At 62.6% G+C, this 15,527-nt stretch carries 17 protein-coding genes and 1 pseudogene; 5 read left to right on the top strand and 13 right to left on the bottom strand.

Annotation, left to right across the window (positions count from 1 at the left end; genetic code table 11):
* The 4 genes from livG to B2U07_RS05375 all read right to left on the bottom strand — a co-directional run bounded on the left by livG (position 1) and on the right by B2U07_RS05375 (position 4,313).
* Positions 1–768 (bottom strand): high-affinity branched-chain amino acid ABC transporter ATP-binding protein LivG, encoded by a 768-nt coding sequence (livG, locus tag B2U07_RS05390; RefSeq protein ID WP_197855243.1) that lies wholly within the window; start codon positions 766–768, stop codon positions 1–3.
* Entirely contained in the window at positions 765–2,024 is a 1,260-nt protein-coding gene (locus B2U07_RS05385) for a high-affinity branched-chain amino acid ABC transporter permease LivM (protein ID WP_296276168.1), read from the bottom strand. The genes livG and B2U07_RS05385 overlap by 4 nt, the downstream gene beginning before the upstream one ends.
* Complete coding sequence (gene livH / locus B2U07_RS05380; RefSeq protein WP_275544438.1) at positions 2,021–2,944, bottom strand: high-affinity branched-chain amino acid ABC transporter permease LivH; 924 nt, start codon at positions 2,942–2,944, stop codon at positions 2,021–2,023. Before livH ends, B2U07_RS05385 begins: the two co-directional genes overlap by 4 nt.
* A gap of 250 nt (positions 2,945–3,194) precedes the next feature.
* Positions 3,195–4,313 carry a branched-chain amino acid ABC transporter substrate-binding protein gene (locus tag B2U07_RS05375; RefSeq protein WP_296276166.1) on the bottom strand — a complete coding sequence of 373 codons (1,119 nt, stop codon included), beginning with the start codon at positions 4,311–4,313 and terminating at the stop codon, positions 3,195–3,197.
* A 294-nt stretch (positions 4,314–4,607) separates the two neighbouring features.
* Between B2U07_RS05375 and B2U07_RS05370 the strand changes: the two genes are divergently transcribed.
* Complete coding sequence (locus B2U07_RS05370; protein ID WP_296276163.1) at positions 4,608–4,925, top strand: DUF2288 domain-containing protein; 318 nt, start codon at positions 4,608–4,610, stop codon at positions 4,923–4,925.
* 94 nt (positions 4,926–5,019) lie between these two features.
* On the top strand, positions 5,020–5,388 hold the full coding sequence (locus tag B2U07_RS05365; RefSeq protein WP_197855247.1) for a DUF5064 family protein: 369 nt from the start codon (positions 5,020–5,022) through the stop codon (positions 5,386–5,388).
* 69 nt (positions 5,389–5,457) lie between these two features.
* On the opposite strand, the gene B2U07_RS05360 is transcribed toward B2U07_RS05365, so the two are convergent.
* From B2U07_RS05360 to pyrC, 3 genes are all read right to left on the bottom strand, one after another.
* Positions 5,458–5,676: a bacterioferritin-associated ferredoxin gene (locus B2U07_RS05360; protein WP_004423711.1), complete on the bottom strand. Its 219-nt coding sequence runs from the start codon at positions 5,674–5,676 to the stop codon at positions 5,458–5,460.
* An 864-nt stretch (positions 5,677–6,540) separates the two neighbouring features.
* Positions 6,541–7,215: a ribonuclease T gene (gene rnt, locus B2U07_RS05355; protein ID WP_197855248.1), complete on the bottom strand. Its 675-nt coding sequence runs from the start codon at positions 7,213–7,215 to the stop codon at positions 6,541–6,543.
* A complete protein-coding gene (pyrC, locus tag B2U07_RS05350; RefSeq protein WP_275544441.1) occupies positions 7,212–8,258 on the bottom strand; it encodes a dihydroorotase in 1,047 nt (348 codons plus the stop codon). Before pyrC ends, rnt begins: the two co-directional genes overlap by 4 nt.
* Positions 8,259–8,410: 152 nt before the next feature.
* Here pyrC and B2U07_RS05345 point away from each other — a divergent pair, with 152 nt between their 5' ends.
* The 3 genes from B2U07_RS05345 to gloA all read left to right on the top strand — a co-directional run bounded on the left by B2U07_RS05345 (position 8,411) and on the right by gloA (position 11,139).
* Entirely contained in the window at positions 8,411–9,352 is a 942-nt protein-coding gene (locus B2U07_RS05345; protein ID WP_419096310.1) for a flagellar protein MotY, read from the top strand.
* Between the two features lie 106 nt (positions 9,353–9,458).
* Positions 9,459–10,676 carry an argininosuccinate synthase gene (locus B2U07_RS05340; protein ID WP_041977727.1) on the top strand — a complete coding sequence of 406 codons (1,218 nt, stop codon included), beginning with the start codon at positions 9,459–9,461 and terminating at the stop codon, positions 10,674–10,676.
* Between the two features lie 70 nt (positions 10,677–10,746).
* Positions 10,747–11,139, top strand: a complete 393-nt coding sequence (gloA, locus tag B2U07_RS05335; RefSeq protein WP_296276162.1) for a lactoylglutathione lyase — start codon at positions 10,747–10,749, stop codon at positions 11,137–11,139.
* A 56-nt stretch (positions 11,140–11,195) separates the two neighbouring features.
* Here the strand turns inward: gloA and B2U07_RS05330 are convergent, their stop codons facing one another.
* The 6 genes and pseudogenes from B2U07_RS05330 to B2U07_RS05305 form a co-directional block, all read right to left on the bottom strand.
* Entirely contained in the window at positions 11,196–11,375 is a 180-nt protein-coding gene (locus B2U07_RS05330) for a PA3496 family putative envelope integrity protein (protein WP_017677837.1), read from the bottom strand.
* A 111-nt stretch (positions 11,376–11,486) separates the two neighbouring features.
* Positions 11,487–12,125 carry an endonuclease III gene (nth, locus tag B2U07_RS05325; RefSeq protein ID WP_003245598.1) on the bottom strand — a complete coding sequence of 213 codons (639 nt, stop codon included), beginning with the start codon at positions 12,123–12,125 and terminating at the stop codon, positions 11,487–11,489.
* Positions 12,122–12,829: an electron transport complex subunit E gene (locus B2U07_RS05320; RefSeq protein WP_296276157.1), complete on the bottom strand. Its 708-nt coding sequence runs from the start codon at positions 12,827–12,829 to the stop codon at positions 12,122–12,124. Before B2U07_RS05320 ends, nth begins: the two co-directional genes overlap by 4 nt.
* Complete coding sequence (rsxG, locus tag B2U07_RS05315; protein ID WP_296276155.1) at positions 12,826–13,458, bottom strand: electron transport complex subunit RsxG; 633 nt, start codon at positions 13,456–13,458, stop codon at positions 12,826–12,828. Before rsxG ends, B2U07_RS05320 begins: the two co-directional genes overlap by 4 nt.
* Positions 13,459–13,460: 2 nt before the next feature.
* Positions 13,461–14,492 carry an RnfABCDGE type electron transport complex subunit D gene (locus tag B2U07_RS05310; RefSeq protein WP_296276153.1) on the bottom strand — a complete coding sequence of 344 codons (1,032 nt, stop codon included), beginning with the start codon at positions 14,490–14,492 and terminating at the stop codon, positions 13,461–13,463.
* 297 nt (positions 14,493–14,789) lie between these two features.
* Positions 14,790–15,527, bottom strand: a pseudogene (locus tag B2U07_RS05305) (electron transport complex subunit RsxC); the annotation flags it as partial.

Raw genomic sequence — 15,527 nt, 5'->3', positions numbered from 1 at the left:
TTACGCCTCCCCCAGATAGGCTTTGATCACGTCCGGGTTGTTGCGGATGTCGTCCGGCGTGCCGTCGGCCAGGGGAGTGCCCTGGTTGATCACGTAGATGTGGTCGGAAATGCTCATGACCAGGTGCATGTCGTGCTCGATCAGCAGCACGGTGACGTTGTGCTCGTCACGCAGCATGCCGATCAGCGCCTTGAGGTCCTCGGTTTCACGCGGGTTGAGACCGGCGGCCGGCTCGTCGAGCATGAGGATGCTCGGGCGCGTCATCATGCAGCGGGCGATTTCCAGGCGGCGTTGCTGACCGTAGGCCAGGGTGCCGGCACTGCGGTTGGCGAAGTCCACCAGGTCGACCTGCTCCAGCCAGTAGGCGGCGTACTCCATGGCCTCGCGCTCGCTGCGGCGGAAGGCCGGGGTCTTGAACAGGCCGGCCAGATAGCCGGTGTTCAGGTGGCGATGCTGGGCCACCAGCAGGTTTTCCACCGCGGTCATGTCCTTGAACAGACGCACGTTCTGGAAGGTTCGTACCACGCCCTTGCGGGCGATCTTGTGGCCCGGCAGGCCTTCGATCGCCTCGCCGTTGAGGCGGATGCTGCCCGAGCTCGGCTGATAGAAGCCGGTCAGGCAGTTGAATACGGTGGTCTTGCCGGCGCCGTTCGGGCCGATCATCGAGACCACCTGTTTTTCCTTGACGTTCAGGCCCACCCCGTTGACGGCCAGCAGGCCGCCGAAACGCATGGACAGGCCGCTTACTTCGAGAATCGTGCGGCTCATCGCTTCAGCTCCAGGTGGGGACGTTGCATCGGCAGTAACCCTTGCGGGCGCCAGATCATCATGAAGATCATGACCAAGCCGAAGAACAGCATGCGGTACTCGCTCAGCTCACGCATCTCCTGCAACATTACCATGATGACGGCCGCGAGGATCACGCCCAGCTGCGAGCCCATGCCACCCAGCACGACGATGGCGAGGATCATCGCCGACTCGATGAAGGTGAACGACTCTGGCGTGACCAGACCCTGGCGCGCGGCGAAGAAGCTGCCGGCGAAACCGGCCAGGCTGGCACCGATGGTGAAAGCCGAGAGCTTGATCACGGTGGGGTTCAGGCCCAGCGCGCGGCAGGCGATCTCATCTTCACGCAAGGCTTCCCAGGCGCGGCCGATCGGCATGCGCAGCAGGCGGTTGACCAGAAACAGGGTCAGCAGCACCAGCAGCAGGGCGATCAGGTAGAGGAAGATCACCTTGTACTGCGAGTTGTAGGCCATCTCGAAGTAACCGTGGAAAGTCGGCATGTCCGCTGGCACGCGGCGCTCGAAGGACAGGCCGAACAGGGTCGGCTTGTTCTCGTTGGCGATGCTCAGGCCGTTGGGGCCGCCGGTCAGATCGGTCAGGTTGCGCAACAGGATACGGATGATTTCGCCGAAGCCGAGCGTGACGATGGCCAGGTAGTCCCCGCGCAAGCGCAGCACCGGGAAACCGAGCAGGAAGCCGAACAGCGCCGCCATCATGCCGGCCAACGGCAGGCAAATCCAGAAGCCCAGGCCGAAGTAGTGCGCCAGGATCGCGTAGCTGTAGGCACCGACGGCGTAGAAGCCGACGTAACCCAGATCGAGCAGACCGGCGAGGCCGACCACGATGTTCAGGCCCAGGCCGAGCATGACGTAGATCAGGATCAGCGTGGCGATATCCACCGCGCCGCGGCTGGCGAAGAACGGCCACACCAGCGCCACCATGACCATCGCCAGAATGATCCAGCGCTGGGTGGAGGGCAGGGTGAGGAAGTTGCCGAGCTGACCGGAACCGCTGGGCAGCCTCGGGCGCTTGGCCCAGGCCGGAGTGATGTGGTCACGCAGCAGTTGCCAGAGGAAGATCAGCGCAGCAGCGCCGCCAATGCACCAGAGTTCGAAGGCGGTGGCGCCTTCGACACGCAGGCTGATACCGACGGTGCTGAGCTTCAGGCCCAACACGGGGTAGGAGATGATCAGCACCAGCAGGGCGCTGAAAATCGCGGATTTGAGGTTGCGGCTCATACCTTCTCCACCTCCGGGCGGCCAAGGATGCCGGTTGGACGGAACAGCAGCACCAGCACCAGCAGGCTGAACGCCACCACGTCCTTGTATTGATCACCGAAGATATCGGCGCCGAAGGCTTCGGCTACGCCCAGCAGCAGGCCACCGAGTACCGCGCCAGGGATGCTGCCGATACCGCCGAGTACTGCAGCGGTGAAGGCCTTGATGCCGGCGAGGAAGCCCAGGTGCGGGTTGATCACGCCATAGTTCATGCCCAGCAGCACCGAGGCGATGGCGGCCAGCGCCGCACCGATGACGAAGGTCAGGGCGATGATGTTGTTGGTGTTGATGCCGAGCAGGTTGGCCATCTTCAGATCTTCGGCGCAGGCGCGACAGGCGCGGCCCAGGCGCGAGCGGGAGATGAACAGGGTCAGGCCGACCATGGTGACGAAGGTAACGATGAAGATCAGCACCTGCATGTAGGACACCACCACGCCGTTGGCAGCACTTTCACCGAGGATGAAGTTGCCGGGCAGCAGGCTGGGGATGGCCTTGTCCTTGGAGTCCTGCGCGAGCAAAACCGCGTTCTGCAGGAATATCGACATACCGATCGCGGAGATTAGCGGGATCAGACGGTTGCCGCCGCGCAGGGGGCGGTAGGCCACCCGTTCGATGCTGTAACCGTAGGCACTGGTGACGATCATGGTGGCGGCGAAGGCGGCGACCATGATCACTGGGACGGCGTCGATGCCGAACATGGCAAGGCCGGCGATCACGGTGAAGGCTACGTACGAGCCAATCATGTAAACCTCGCCGTGGGCGAAGTTGATCATGCCGATGATGCCGTAGACCATGGTGTAGCCGATGGCGATCAGGGCATAGGTGCTGCCAATGGTCAGGCCATTGAGCAACTGCTGCAGGTAATGGTAAATCTCAGGCATAGCCTAACTCCTGGGCATCGCGTAAAGCGGCGCTTGTGACGCAGCGCGAGGCCGGAATTCGAATAGACAAAGCCCACTTCTGCAGTGGGCTCTGGGTTCAGAAGCTGTTCATGATCTGCTGCGCGTCGACCCTGCTGCGTTAAAAACAGGCCCGGAATGCTCATGTGCAAAAGCACACTCCGCTTCCTCGCCTGCTTCTGCCTTGCATGGTGCTAGCTCGCTAGCTCATGAATTAGCTTCTTCGGCGGGGTTACTTGGCTTCGGACTTGGTGCCGTCCTGGTGCCATTCGTACACCACGAAGCTGAAGTCCTTCAGGTCGCCCTTCTCGTCGAAGCCCAGGGTGCCAGTGGGGGTGTCGAAGCTGTTGGCGCGCAGAGCAGCCGCTACCTTGGCGGTATCGGTGTCGCCGGCTTTCTCGATGCCTTCGGCGATGACCTGAACGGCGGCGTAGGCCGGGAACACGAACGGGCCGCTGGGGTCTTCGTTCTTGGCCTTGAAGGCCTCGACCAGCGCCTGGTTCTTCGGATCCTGGTCGAAGGACTTCGGCAGGGTCACCAGCAGGCCTTCGGAGGCCGGGCCGGCAATGGCCGAGATTTCCTTGTTACCCACGCCTTCCGGGCCCATGAACTTGACGTTCAGGCCGCGTTCCTTGGTCTGGCGCAGCAGCAGACCCAGTTCCGGGTGGTAGCCGCCGTAGTAAACGAAGTCGACGCCGGCCTGGTTCAGTTTGGCGATCAGCGCGGAGAAGTCCTTGTCGCCGGCGTTGATGCCTTCGAACATGGCGACTTTCATACCTTTGCCTTCCAGGGTCTGCTTGACCGCGGTGGCGATGCCTTCACCGTACTGCTGCTTGTCGTGGATCACGGCAACGGTCTTCGGCTTGATGTGATCGGCGATGAAGTTGCCGGCGGTCGGGCCTTGCAGGCTGTCCAGACCGATGGTGCGGAAGACCAGTTCGTAACCGCGGGAGGTGATTTCCGGGCTGGTGGAAGCCGCGGTGATCATCAGGATGCCTTCGTCTTCGTAAATGTCCGAAGCCGGTTGAGTGGAGCTGGAGCACAGGTGGCCAACCACGAATTTGACTTCGTCGTTGACGATCTTGTTGGCAACGGCAACGGCCTGTTTCGGATCGCAAGCATCGTCGTAGACCACGGCTTCGAGCTGGGCGCCGTTCACGCCGCCGGCCTTGTTGATCTGCTCGATGGCCATCTTGGCGCCGATGAATTGCATCTCACCGTACTGAGCAACCGCACCGGTCACCGGACCGGCCAGGCCGATCTTGATGTTGTCGGCTGCTATCGAATAACTGGCCGCCCCTGCCAGTGCCATTGCCGCGAACAGCTTGGAAATCTGCTTAGCCTTGTTCATGAGTGCTCCACTCTTATGTTTTTCGTTGTTGTAGTTCTTGCGGCCGAAGCTGCAGAACCGGGTCAGTGACCCCGGTAATGCCTCCGGCAACTGTACCGGAACAGTGTAGAGCGCGGATTTGCGCCTTGAAAAGCCGGCAGTTGGAGGCGAAACGCGGAGTTGTCGCTAAATTGCAAGGAATGTATAGAAAAACGGCGTGGCCTGAGTCGGCTGGCGAACGTCGTGCGGTTGCCAGGGCAGTTGCCGACGCTATCATTGCGCGCTGCATTCACAGCCATCGAAACGGGACACACCATGACGGACCAATCTAGCACCCTCTATGCCAAGCTGCTTGGCGAGACAGCGCCGATTCGTTGGCAGGAGCTGCAGCCGTTCTTCGCCCGTGGTGCTCTCCTCTGGGTCGAGGGCAGCCAGGATCTGGTGGCCGTCGCGCAGGCCGTGGCCGAGAATGATCAGGCTCGTGTTGCGCAATGGATGAACCAGGGCCTGCTGTGCAAGCTCGAAGATACGCGTGCCGAAGATCTGCTCACGCGTGACCCGCAATTGTGGGCGGTGGTGGTCGCCCCCTGGGTGCTGGTACAGGAAAGGGCAGAGGACTCGGCGCCGCACTGAAAGGGTGCATGCAGGACCGCAGGTAGCGGGCTAGACTCTTCGCACGCTCCCGTCAGGGAGCACCTACGGCGTTACGGCAAAGGAGACAGCCCTCATGTTCGAACCCGGTCACTTGCATCGCGGCAATCCGTCTGGTCTGGGCGGCTTGCCTGGCTACAGCATCGATTTCTACTATGAGGTGCGCAAAGACCCGCGGGAGGGGCCCATGCTGCACGGGCGCCTGGTCGGCGAGATCGACGGCAAGGCTTTCGAAGAGGTCTTCGAGATGCATCGCGATACCGCCTTCAACTTCGCCAGTGTGATCTCCCGGCTGGTGACCAAGCATGGCTTGCCAGCCAACCACAGCCCGATCATGCGTGCGCATGCCGAATACGATGCGATCTTCGAGGACATCCGCGCCAAGCTGCACGCCGCTCCTGGGGACGCCGTAGACTTCGACCATATGCAGCGTGACGGCCTGTAAGCGCAGGTGACGCTTTTTCAGGAATAAAAAAACCGGATTCAAGGATCCGGTTTTTGCTGGCGGCGTGTTTCAGGCTGCGACGAAACCTGCGGGGTAGGCTAGCGAAGCCTGACTGCTCTGCACTTCGGCGATGGTTTCGCGAACCACCTGCTTGGCCAGGCAGGCACACTTGCCGCACTGGCTGGCGATGCCGAGGGTGCCGCGCACTTCACGGTAACTGCAGCAGCCTTCATAGACTGCGTCGCGGATTTGCGTATCGGTGACACCTTCACAGAGGCAGACGTACATAGGCAAGGCTCGTCTTGGTAATTCTGTTCGATGGGACGGATACTAATGTTAATGAGAATGCTTGTCAAAGATCGATTGCGAATGCTCGCAGCTTCTGACGAACGGTGCAGCCGCCGTTAGGGGGCGGGCAGAGAAAGGTCTTTGCGTTTTCGCGAGGAGGATACGTTTGATACCGGACTGGCAAGTTTGTGTGTTCTTTTGCGCTATTTATATCCGGGAAAAGATCATTGGCGTGTCGATCTTTCGTCTTGGTTTCGCCCCTCACGGGCGAGTCACTTGATTCGCTGCGCTCACCCTTCGGGCCAGCCTGCGGCTGTTACTTCGCTGCGCTTCGTAGCTCTTGCTTGCCCAAGAGAAAGTAACCAAAGAGAGGGGCACCCCGACATCCGGGTTTCGCTTCGCTCAACTCCCCTCGCTCCGGCCTTCTGACGGGGCCGGGGCGCGAGCTTGCGAAATCTCCGGAAGATCAAAGTCGGTAGCGTTTGGTTTTTGCTCTTGAAGCGCGATTTCACAGACGACGCCCAAGCCCCCTTCAGGAGGCCGAGTGGAATCACCGTGGAAGGGGTTGAGCGACATGGATGTCGCGAGAGCCGTGATGGGCCAGGGATGGCCCTTCGCGGCGTGCCCCTGGAGCGGTGATGGAACGAGGGGACCCCGGCGCAGCCGGGGCCGTATGCAGGGGTGTGTTTCTTTGCTTACTTTCTTTGCACAAGCAAAGAAAGTGAGTCGCCCGTAAGGGGCGAAACCCATCAGATCAGACGATCTCGCTAACGGATAGTGCCAAGTCATCGACAGCTATGCGATGAACCAAAAAAACCGGCAGACGCCGGTTTTTTCATGGGGTTCGATCTGCCGTGCAGAGCCTCACTGATCGAACTCGTCCCAGCCGCCCATTTCCTTCCAACGATTGACGATGCCGCAGAACAGTTCGGCGGTCTTTTCGGTGTCGTAGCGGGCCGAGTGTGCTTCCTTGCCGTCGAATTCGATGCCGGCGACCTGGCAGGCCTTGGCCAGCACGGTCTGGCCGTAGGCGAGGCCGGCCAGGGTGGCAGTATCGAAGCTGGAGAAGGGGTGGAAGGGGTTGCGCTTGATGCCGCAACGCGCCACTGCAGCGTTAAGAAAGCCCAGGTCGAAGCTGCTGTTGTGCCCGACCAGGATCGCGCGCTTGCAGCCGGCCGATTTGATCGACTTGCGCAGGCCCTTGAAGATTTCGCCGAGGGCGTGCTCCTCGCTTACCGCCATACGCAGCGGGTGGTCGAGCTTGATGCCGGTGAACTCCAGCGCCGCCGCTTCGATATTGGCGCCTTCGAAGGGCTCGATGCGGAAGAAGTGGGTGTGATCCGGATAAAGGAAGCCGCTCTCGTCCATGGCGATGGTGGTCGCGGCGATTTCCAGCAGGGCATCGGTGGCGCTGTTGAAGCCGCCGGTCTCGACGTCCACGACCACCGGCAGGTAGCCACGAAAGCGCGCCGCCATGGGCGTGCGCGGGCCGGACGGCAGGCTGGGCTCGAGTTCGTCGTCGTAGTTCTCTTCGCTCACGCCTGACCCTCCAGCAGCTTCCAGCGCAGGGTCTCGCCAGCGCGCAGCGGTACGACGCTGTTGTCGCCCAGCGGCAGGGTGGCCGGCACGGTCCACTCTTCGCGTACCAGGGTGATGCTGTCGCTGTTGCGCGGCATGCCATAGAAGTCCGGGCCATGGAAGCTGGCGAAGGCTTCCAGCTTGTCCAGTGCACCACGCTGTTCGAAGGCCTCGGCGTACAGCTCGATGGCGGCATAGGCGGTGTAGCAGCCGGCGCAGCCGCAGGCGGCTTCCTTGGCATGCTTGACGTGCGGCGCCGAATCGGTGCCGAGGAAGAACTTGGCGTTGCCACTGGTGGCGGCGTCGAGCAGGGCTTCCTGGTGCACGTTGCGCTTGAGAATTGGCAGGCAATAGAAATGCGGGCGAATACCGCCGACCAGCATGTGGTTGCGGTTGTACAGCAGGTGATGCGCGGTGATGGTGGCGCCAACATTGGCCGAGGCCGCCTCGACGAACTGCACCGCGTCACGCGTGGTGATGTGCTCGAACACCACCTTGAGCGTCGGGAAACGCTCGACCACGCGGGTGAGGTGTTCGTCGATGAAGGTCTTCTCGCGGTCGAACACGTCGATCTCGGCGCGGGTCACTTCGCCATGGACCAGCAGCAGCATGCCGACTTCGGCCATGGCTTCCAGCGCCGGGAAGATCTTGTCGATGCTGGTCACGCCCGAATCGGAGTTGGTGGTGGCGCCGGCCGGGTAGAGCTTGGCGGCATGCACGAAACCGCTGGCCTTGGCTGCACGCACATCTTCCGGGCTGGTGTTGTCGGTGAGGTAGAGCACCATCAACGGTTCGAAGCGACTGCCGGCCGGGCGCGCTGCGAGAATACGCTGGCGATAGGCGTCGGCCTCGGCGGCGTTGCGCACCGGCGGTACCAGATTGGGCATGATGATGGCGCGGCCGAAGGTGCGCGCGGCATCGCCGACGGTGTGTGGCAGCACCGCGCCATCGCGCAGGTGAATGTGCCAGTCATCGGGACGCAGGAGAGTCAGGCGATCGGACATGGAGGCTTCCAGGCGGGTAAAACGTGGCCGCATGTTAACTGAAAAGGGTCAACTCGCGCTCGCGCCGACGCGACAATCGCACGCAGGGGTCAAGTTTCCGCGCGCCTGACCGATACCCCGTGAGAATGCCGTGAATCGCCGTGGAGCCTGTCGTGCGTGCGCCCAATTTTCTCCTGATCAGCCTGTTGGCTGGCATGCCTCTATGTCTGCCGGCGCACGCCATCAGCTTCCAGACACGACTGGAGAAGGTGGAGTGGACGGTCGAGGGCGATCAGTTCGAGTGCCGCCTGAGTCAGCCGATCAGCAATTTCGGCAGCGGCGAGTTCGTGCGCCGCGCCGGTGAGCAAGTCACCTTCCGCCTCAAGGCCCGTGAGCGCTGGATGGGTGCTGGTTCGGCGACCTTGTTGGCAGCGGCGGCGCCCTGGCAGCCGGGGCGCGGCGACATCAACCTGGGCGTGGTCAGCGTCGGCAAGGGCGAGGTGCCGTTCAACAGTTCGCAGGAGCAGGGCGCGCGCCTGCTCACCGGTTTGCTCGAAGGCCGCAGCCCGGTGGTGCGCCACCGCACCCTCAATGGCGGTGACAACTTCGAGGTGCGCCTGCTGCCGGTGAAGTTTCACAAGGCTTACGACGATTACCAGGCCTGTACCGCCAAGCTGCTGCCGGTCAACTTCGATCAGATTCGCCAGGCGCAGATCGGCTTTCCCGGCGGCGGTATCGATCTCGATCCGATGGCCAGGGCCAAGCTCGATATCATCATCGACTTCGTCAAGGCCGACCCGAGTATCAACAGCTTTCAGATCGACGGCCATGCCGACAACAGCGGCAACCGTCTGACCAACCGTGACCTCTCGCGTCGTCGAGCGCTGGCCGTGCAGGACTATCTCAAGGCCGGTGGCATCCCGGCCGAGCAGATCACCATGCGCTTTCATGGCGAGCGTTACCCGCTGGTGCCGAACAACAACGAAGCCAATCGTGCCAAGAACCGCCGGGCGACCCTGCGCCTGGACCGTGTGCCGCAGCCTGAGGCACCGCAGCAGAGTGCTCCCGCTCCCACCACCACGCCAGTCGATCCGCCAGGCAGCCGACCGTCCTGAGCCACTTTGACGTCGCTTGGTCAACTCCGACTGTCGCACCCCTGTAAATTGAGCCGCTTGGCCAGTAGAATCACCGGTTTTACCGTACAACCCGTGGAGTGATGGCATGGCGGACGTCAAAAAGGTAGTTCTGGCCTATTCCGGTGGCCTGGACACCTCGGTGATCCTCAAGTGGCTGCAAGATACCTACAACTGTGAAGTGGTGACCTTCACCGCCGATCTCGGCCAGGGCGAAGAGGTCGAGCCGGCCCGTGCCAAGGCTCAGGCACTGGGCGTCAAGGAAATCTACATCGACGACCTGCGCGAAGAGTTCGTCCGCGATTTCGTCTACCCGATGTTCCGCGCCAACACTGTCTACGAAGGCGAATACCTGCTGGGTACGTCCATCGCCCGTCCGCTGATCGCCAAGCGCCTGATCGAGATCGCCAACGAGACCGGCGCTGACGCCATCTCCCACGGTGCCACCGGCAAGGGCAACGACCAGGTGCGTTTCGAGCTGGGCGCCTATGCGCTGAAACCGGGTGTGAAAGTCATCGCCCCGTGGCGCGAGTGGGACCTGCTGTCGCGCGAGAAGCTGATGGACTACGCCGAGAAGCACGCCATCCCGATCGAGCGCCACGGCAAGAAGAAGTCGCCTTACTCCATGGATGCCAACCTGCTGCACATCTCCTATGAGGGCGGCGTACTGGAAGACACCTGGACCGAGCACGAAGAAGACATGTGGCGTTGGACCAAGTCGCCGGAAGCGGCGCCGGACACTCCGACCTACATCGAGCTGACCTACAAGGCCGGTGACATCGTCGCCATCGACGGCAAGGCCATGACCCCGGCGCAGGTACTGGCCGAGCTGAACCGCATCGGTGGCGAGAACGGCATCGGCCGTCTGGACATCGTCGAGAACCGTTTCGTTGGCATGAAGTCCCGCGGCTGCTACGAAACCCCCGGCGGCACCATCATGCTTAAGGCCCACCGCGCCATCGAGTCGATCACCCTCGACCGCGAAGTGGCTCACCTGAAAGACGAGCTGATGCCGAAATACGCCAGCCTGATCTACAACGGTTTCTGGTGGAGCCCGGAGCGTCTGATGTTGCAGCAGATGATCGACGCTTCCCAGGCCAACGTGAACGGTGTGGTGCGCCTGAAGCTGTACAAGGGCAACGTCATCGTCACCGGGCGCAAGTCCGACGATTCGCTGTTCGACGCCAACATCGCGACCTTCGAGGAAGACGGCGGCGCCTACAACCAGCAGGACGCGGCGGGCTTCATCAAGCTCAACGCCCTGCGCATGCGTATCGCTGCAGGCAAGGGGCGCAAGCTGGTCTAAGCTGAACTTCTTGCCTCACAAGGACCCCGGCCAAGTGCCGGGGTTCTGCTTTCTAGAAGGGGGAAATCTGATGAGACTGCTGCACACCATGCTGCGCGTCGGCGATCTGGACAAGTCCATCACGTTCTATACCGAAGTGTTGGGCATGACCCTGCTGCGGCGCAAGGACTATCCGGACGGCCAGTTCACCCTGGCGTTCGTCGGTTACGGCGATGAGGCGCATAACAGCGTGATCGAGCTGACCCACAACTGGGGCGTCGAGCGCTATGAGCTGGGTACCGGCTACGGTCATATCGCTCTGGAAGTCGAAGACGTCTACAAGGCCTGCGAGGATATTCGCGGCCGCGGCGGCAAGATCACCCGCGAGCCGGGGCCGATGAAGCACGGCACCAGCATCCTGGCCTTCGTCGAGGATCCGGACGGTTACAAGATCGAGCTGCTCTCACCGTCTCGACGCGACTGATCGCGATATACGAAAAGCCCCGCAATCAGCGGGGCTTCTTCTGTGCAGCTCGATAATCAGATATCGAAGTCGTATTCGGCCAGCTGTTTGTGCAGGCGACGCTCTTCGAGGAAGTTATCGATGATGCGGCGCTTGGTCAGGTTGGTCTTGGCGACTTCAACCGCAGGCTCGGCGTCGTCCGATTCCTCCGCGACAAAGTCTTCGTCCAGCTCGAGATCTTCTTTGTCTGTGCTCATTCATTCCACTCCAGGCCAATTACCGGGGCCATTTGCGCACCTTATAGCGGCAAAAAATGAGCGGGTAAAAAAGATTTTTTCAATCAGAAGATCGCCGGATTCTATGGTCGATCAATCGTCGGAGGTTTTCGCCTTGTACTCGCACAGGTCTTCGATGCGGCAGGCGCCACAGCGCGGTTTACGCGCGGTGCAGACGTAGCGTCCGTGCAGGATCAGCCAGTGGTGAGCGTCGAGCAGATAATCCTTGGGCACGAACTTGAGCAGCTTCTTTTCCACCTCGACCACGTTCTTGCCCGGCGCAATGCCGGTGCGGTTGCTGACGCGGAAGATATGCGTATCCACGGCCATGGCCAGCTGGCGGAAAGCGGTGTTGAGCACCACATTGGCGGTCTTGCGACCGACGCCGGGCAGGGCTTCGAGGTCCTCGCGATTGTCCGGCACCTGGCTGCCGTGCTTCTCGATGAGGATGCGACAGGCCTCGATGACGTTCTTTGCCTTGCTGTTGTACAGGCCGATGGTCTTGATGTACTCGGAGAGTCCTTCGACGCCCAGAGCGTAGATCGCTTCCGGCGTGTTAGCGACCGGAAACAACTTGGCGGTGGCCTTGTTGACGCTGACGTCGGTGGCCTGGGCCGAAAGCGTTACGGCTACCAGCAGCTCGAAGGGCGTGCTGTAGGCCAGCTCGGTCTTTGGCTCTGGGTTGTCCTCGTGCAGGCGGCGGAAGATTTCCAGGCGTTTGGCTGCGTTCATTCGATGACTCCGGTCACTCGAACCCGGCGGCTTTGCGCGGGTGTCTCGGGCGCGGCGGCCTTAGCCCGTTCCGCGGCGATCTGATCGATGCGATTCTTGCCAGCGATCAGCAGGCCCAGGACGATGAAGGCGCCCGGCGGCAGGATGGCCAGCAGAAAGCCCTTGTAATCCCGTACCAGGGTGAGCTTCCACTCGGCGGCAATCGGGCCGAACAGCAGATGCATGTTGGCGAACAGGGCGCCGGTGCCGAGCAGCTCGCGGATGGCGCCGATCATTACCAGCACCAGGCCGAAACCCAGGCCCATCATCAGGCCGTCATAGGCGGCGCGGGCCGGGTCGTGCTTGGCGGCGAAACCGTCGGCGCGGCCGAGGATCACGCAGTTGGTGGTGATCAGCGGGATGAAGATGCCGAGAATCTGGTACAGCTCGTAGGTGTAGGCCTGCATCAGCAGCTCGATGCAGGTGGTCAGCGCGGCGATGATCATGACGAAGGCGGGCAGACGCACGGCGGTGTTGACCACGCCTCGCACCAGCGACACGGCGGTGTTCGAACACACCAGCACTACCGCACTGGCCAGGGCCAGGCCGAGGGCGTTGACCGTGGAGTTGCTGACCCCGAGCAGCGGGCACAGGCCGAGCAGTTGCACCAGCGCCGGGTTGTTCTTCCACAGGCCGTTGAGGCTGATTTCGCGGTAGCTGGTCATTGTTCATCCTTCGCCAGGAGCAGCTGGGCGCGGTGCGTGTCGAAGTAGCGCAGGGCGCCGTGCACGGCCTTGACCACGGCGCGCGGGGTGATGGTGGCCCCGGCGAACTGGTCGAAGTCGCCGCGATCCTTCTTCACCGCCCAGCGTTCTTCATCCGGGTCGCTCAGGGATTTGCCGGCGAAACCGAGTATCCAGTCGCTCTTGGCCAGCTCGATCTTGTCGCCCAGGCCCGGGGTTTCCTTGTGGCTGAGCACGCGCACGCCGGCCAGGCGGCCATCGGCGAAGATGCCGACCAGCAGGTGGATGGCGCCGCTGTAGCCGTCCGGCGCGGTCACCGGCAGTATCAGCGCGTTGGACTGAGCGCCCTTGAGTGCCAGGTAGGCCGACTGCGGGCTGCGGTGGCCCAGCTCGGGGGCGTTGAGCTCGATGCGGTTATCCAGCAGGTGATTGTCATAGCTGCCTGCCGGCAGGATCTCGGCCAGGGCGCGCACCTGCGCTTCGCGTTCGGCCTTGGCGATGCGCTCGGCAGTGCCCTGTTGCAGCAGGGCGACGCTGCCGACGGTGCCGATGGCGAACAGGCCAAGCACCAGGGCGTTCTTCAGCATCGAACGGCTGATTTCCGGCAGCATGCTCATTCTCCCAGCTTGAAGCCGCTATTGGGCTTGCGGTGGCCGTAGCTGCGCGGCCGGGTGTAGTAGTCGATGGTCGGCGCGGCCAGGTTCATCAGCAGCACGGCGAAGGCTACTGCATCCGGGTAACCCCCCCAGGTGCGGATCACGTAGACCAGCACGCCGACACCGATGCCGAACACCAGACGCCCGCGATTGCTGGTCGCGCCGGAAACCGGGTCGGTGACGATGAAGAAGGCGCCGAGCATGGTCGCCCCAGTGAGCAGGTGGAACAGCGGCGAGCCGTTGGAGTCCGAGCCGCTGCCGTTCCAGAACAGCAGGCTCATGACGAACAGCGCGGCGAGCATGCCCACCGGCGCGTGCCAGGTGATCAGGCGTTTACGCAGCAGATACAGGCCGCCGGCGAGGAACGCCAGGTTGACCGACTCGCTGCCGGCACCGCCGAAATGGCCGAAGGCCGGATTGCTGGCGTACAGCTCGTCGATGGTCAGGCTCTTGTTCACCTTCAGCGCGTCCAGCGCGGTGGCCTGCGCCCAGCCATCCGGGAGATTGGCGATGCCGAGGATGTGCTTGATGCCGTCCAGCGCGGCGACGCCATGCGGCGCGGGCCAACTGGTCATGTCGACGGGGAAGGAGATCAGCACCACCACGTAACCGACCATGGCCGGGTTGAACGGGTTCTGTCCGAGGCCGCCATAGAGCTGCTTGCCGAAGCCGATGGCGAAGCCGCAGGCGATCAGCGTCAGCCACCAGGGCGAATAGGGCGGCAGAGCCAAGGCCAGCAGCACGGCGGTGACCAGGGCGCTGTAGTCCTTGAGGAAAAAGACGATTGGACGTTTGCGTGCGGCCAGCAGCGCGGCCTCGAAGCCGAGGGCGCAGAGGCTGGCCCAGAGCAGGTTGAACAGGGTGCCGGCGCCGAACAGCCAGGTCAGGGCAAGAATGCCCGGCACGGTGGCCAGCAGCACCTGCAGCATGACCTGCTGGGTGCGGTTGCTGCCCGTGGCGTGGGGCGATGTGATGCGGGGCAGGGCCATCGGCGCTCCGGTGGTTCTGTTACTGCGTTCTCGGTGATCGCAGTGGTGTTCATTCCCCGGATTGCATCCGGGCTACGGTTGTCTGTGCCGCCCGGATGCTCCGACGCGACTGTAGCCCGGATTCAATCCGGGGCGTTGTACCGGCGTGCCGGCGATTTCGTTTCCCCTATCCCGTTTACGGGAGAGGGCCGGGGAGAGGGTGCGTTGTACTGGCCCTCTCCCCAACCCCTCTCCCACAAGTGGGAGAGGGGCTTTGATCGTTGTGCTGCCAGCTCCCGAGGTCATCCGGGGCGATCGCTACGGCTGGTATTCGGCCAGCTTGCGTTCGGCTTCGGCCAGGCGTGTGCGCGCCTGTTCCAGCGCCTCGCCAGCGGCGCTCTCGTCACGCTCCAGCTTGCGCAGGTCGGCGCGGGCGAAGGCCACTTCGGTCTTCAGGGCTTTCAGTTCGGCATCCACGCCGGGGCGCTCGGTGCGCACCAGCTGCGGCGCCGGTTTATCCGAGTTCTCCTCGGCGGCATGCAGCGCCTGTTCGGCGGCGGCCAGGGCATCGCGCAGCGCTTGCAGCGCGGTGTCGTCGCTGCCGGCCTTTTCCGCCTTCTTCAGCTCGGCGCGCTTCATCGCCAGTTCGATCTTGGCTTTCTTCAGCGCTTCGTCACCGGCTGGCTTGGTGGCTGGCGCGGGCACCTGGTCTTGTAGATTGGCCAGAGTTTTCTCGGCTGCTTCCAGTTGCTGGCGCACGCGGGCCAATTCAGCTCGCTGCTCGTCGTCCCGGTTATCGACCTTTTCAAGCTTGCGCAGCTGGGCCTTGAGCATGGCGGCTTCGATCTTGGCTTTTTTCAGCGCTTCGTCACCGGCGGGTTTGGCAGTCGGCACAGGCGCCTGTTCTTGCTGATCGGCCAGCGCCTTTTCAGCGGCTTCAAGCTGCTGGCGCACGCGGGCGATCTCGGCTTGTTGCTCGTCGTCCGGTGTTTCGATCTTTTCCAGCTTGCGCAATTGAGCCTTGAGCATGGCAACTTCGATCTTGGCTTTTTTCAG

Origin of the sequence: Pseudomonas sp. UBA7530, assembly GCF_002479365.1 — a bacterium.
Taxonomy (GTDB): Bacteria; Pseudomonadota; Gammaproteobacteria; order Pseudomonadales; family Pseudomonadaceae; genus Aquipseudomonas.
This window is presented reverse-complemented; position numbering and strand designations above follow the sequence as displayed.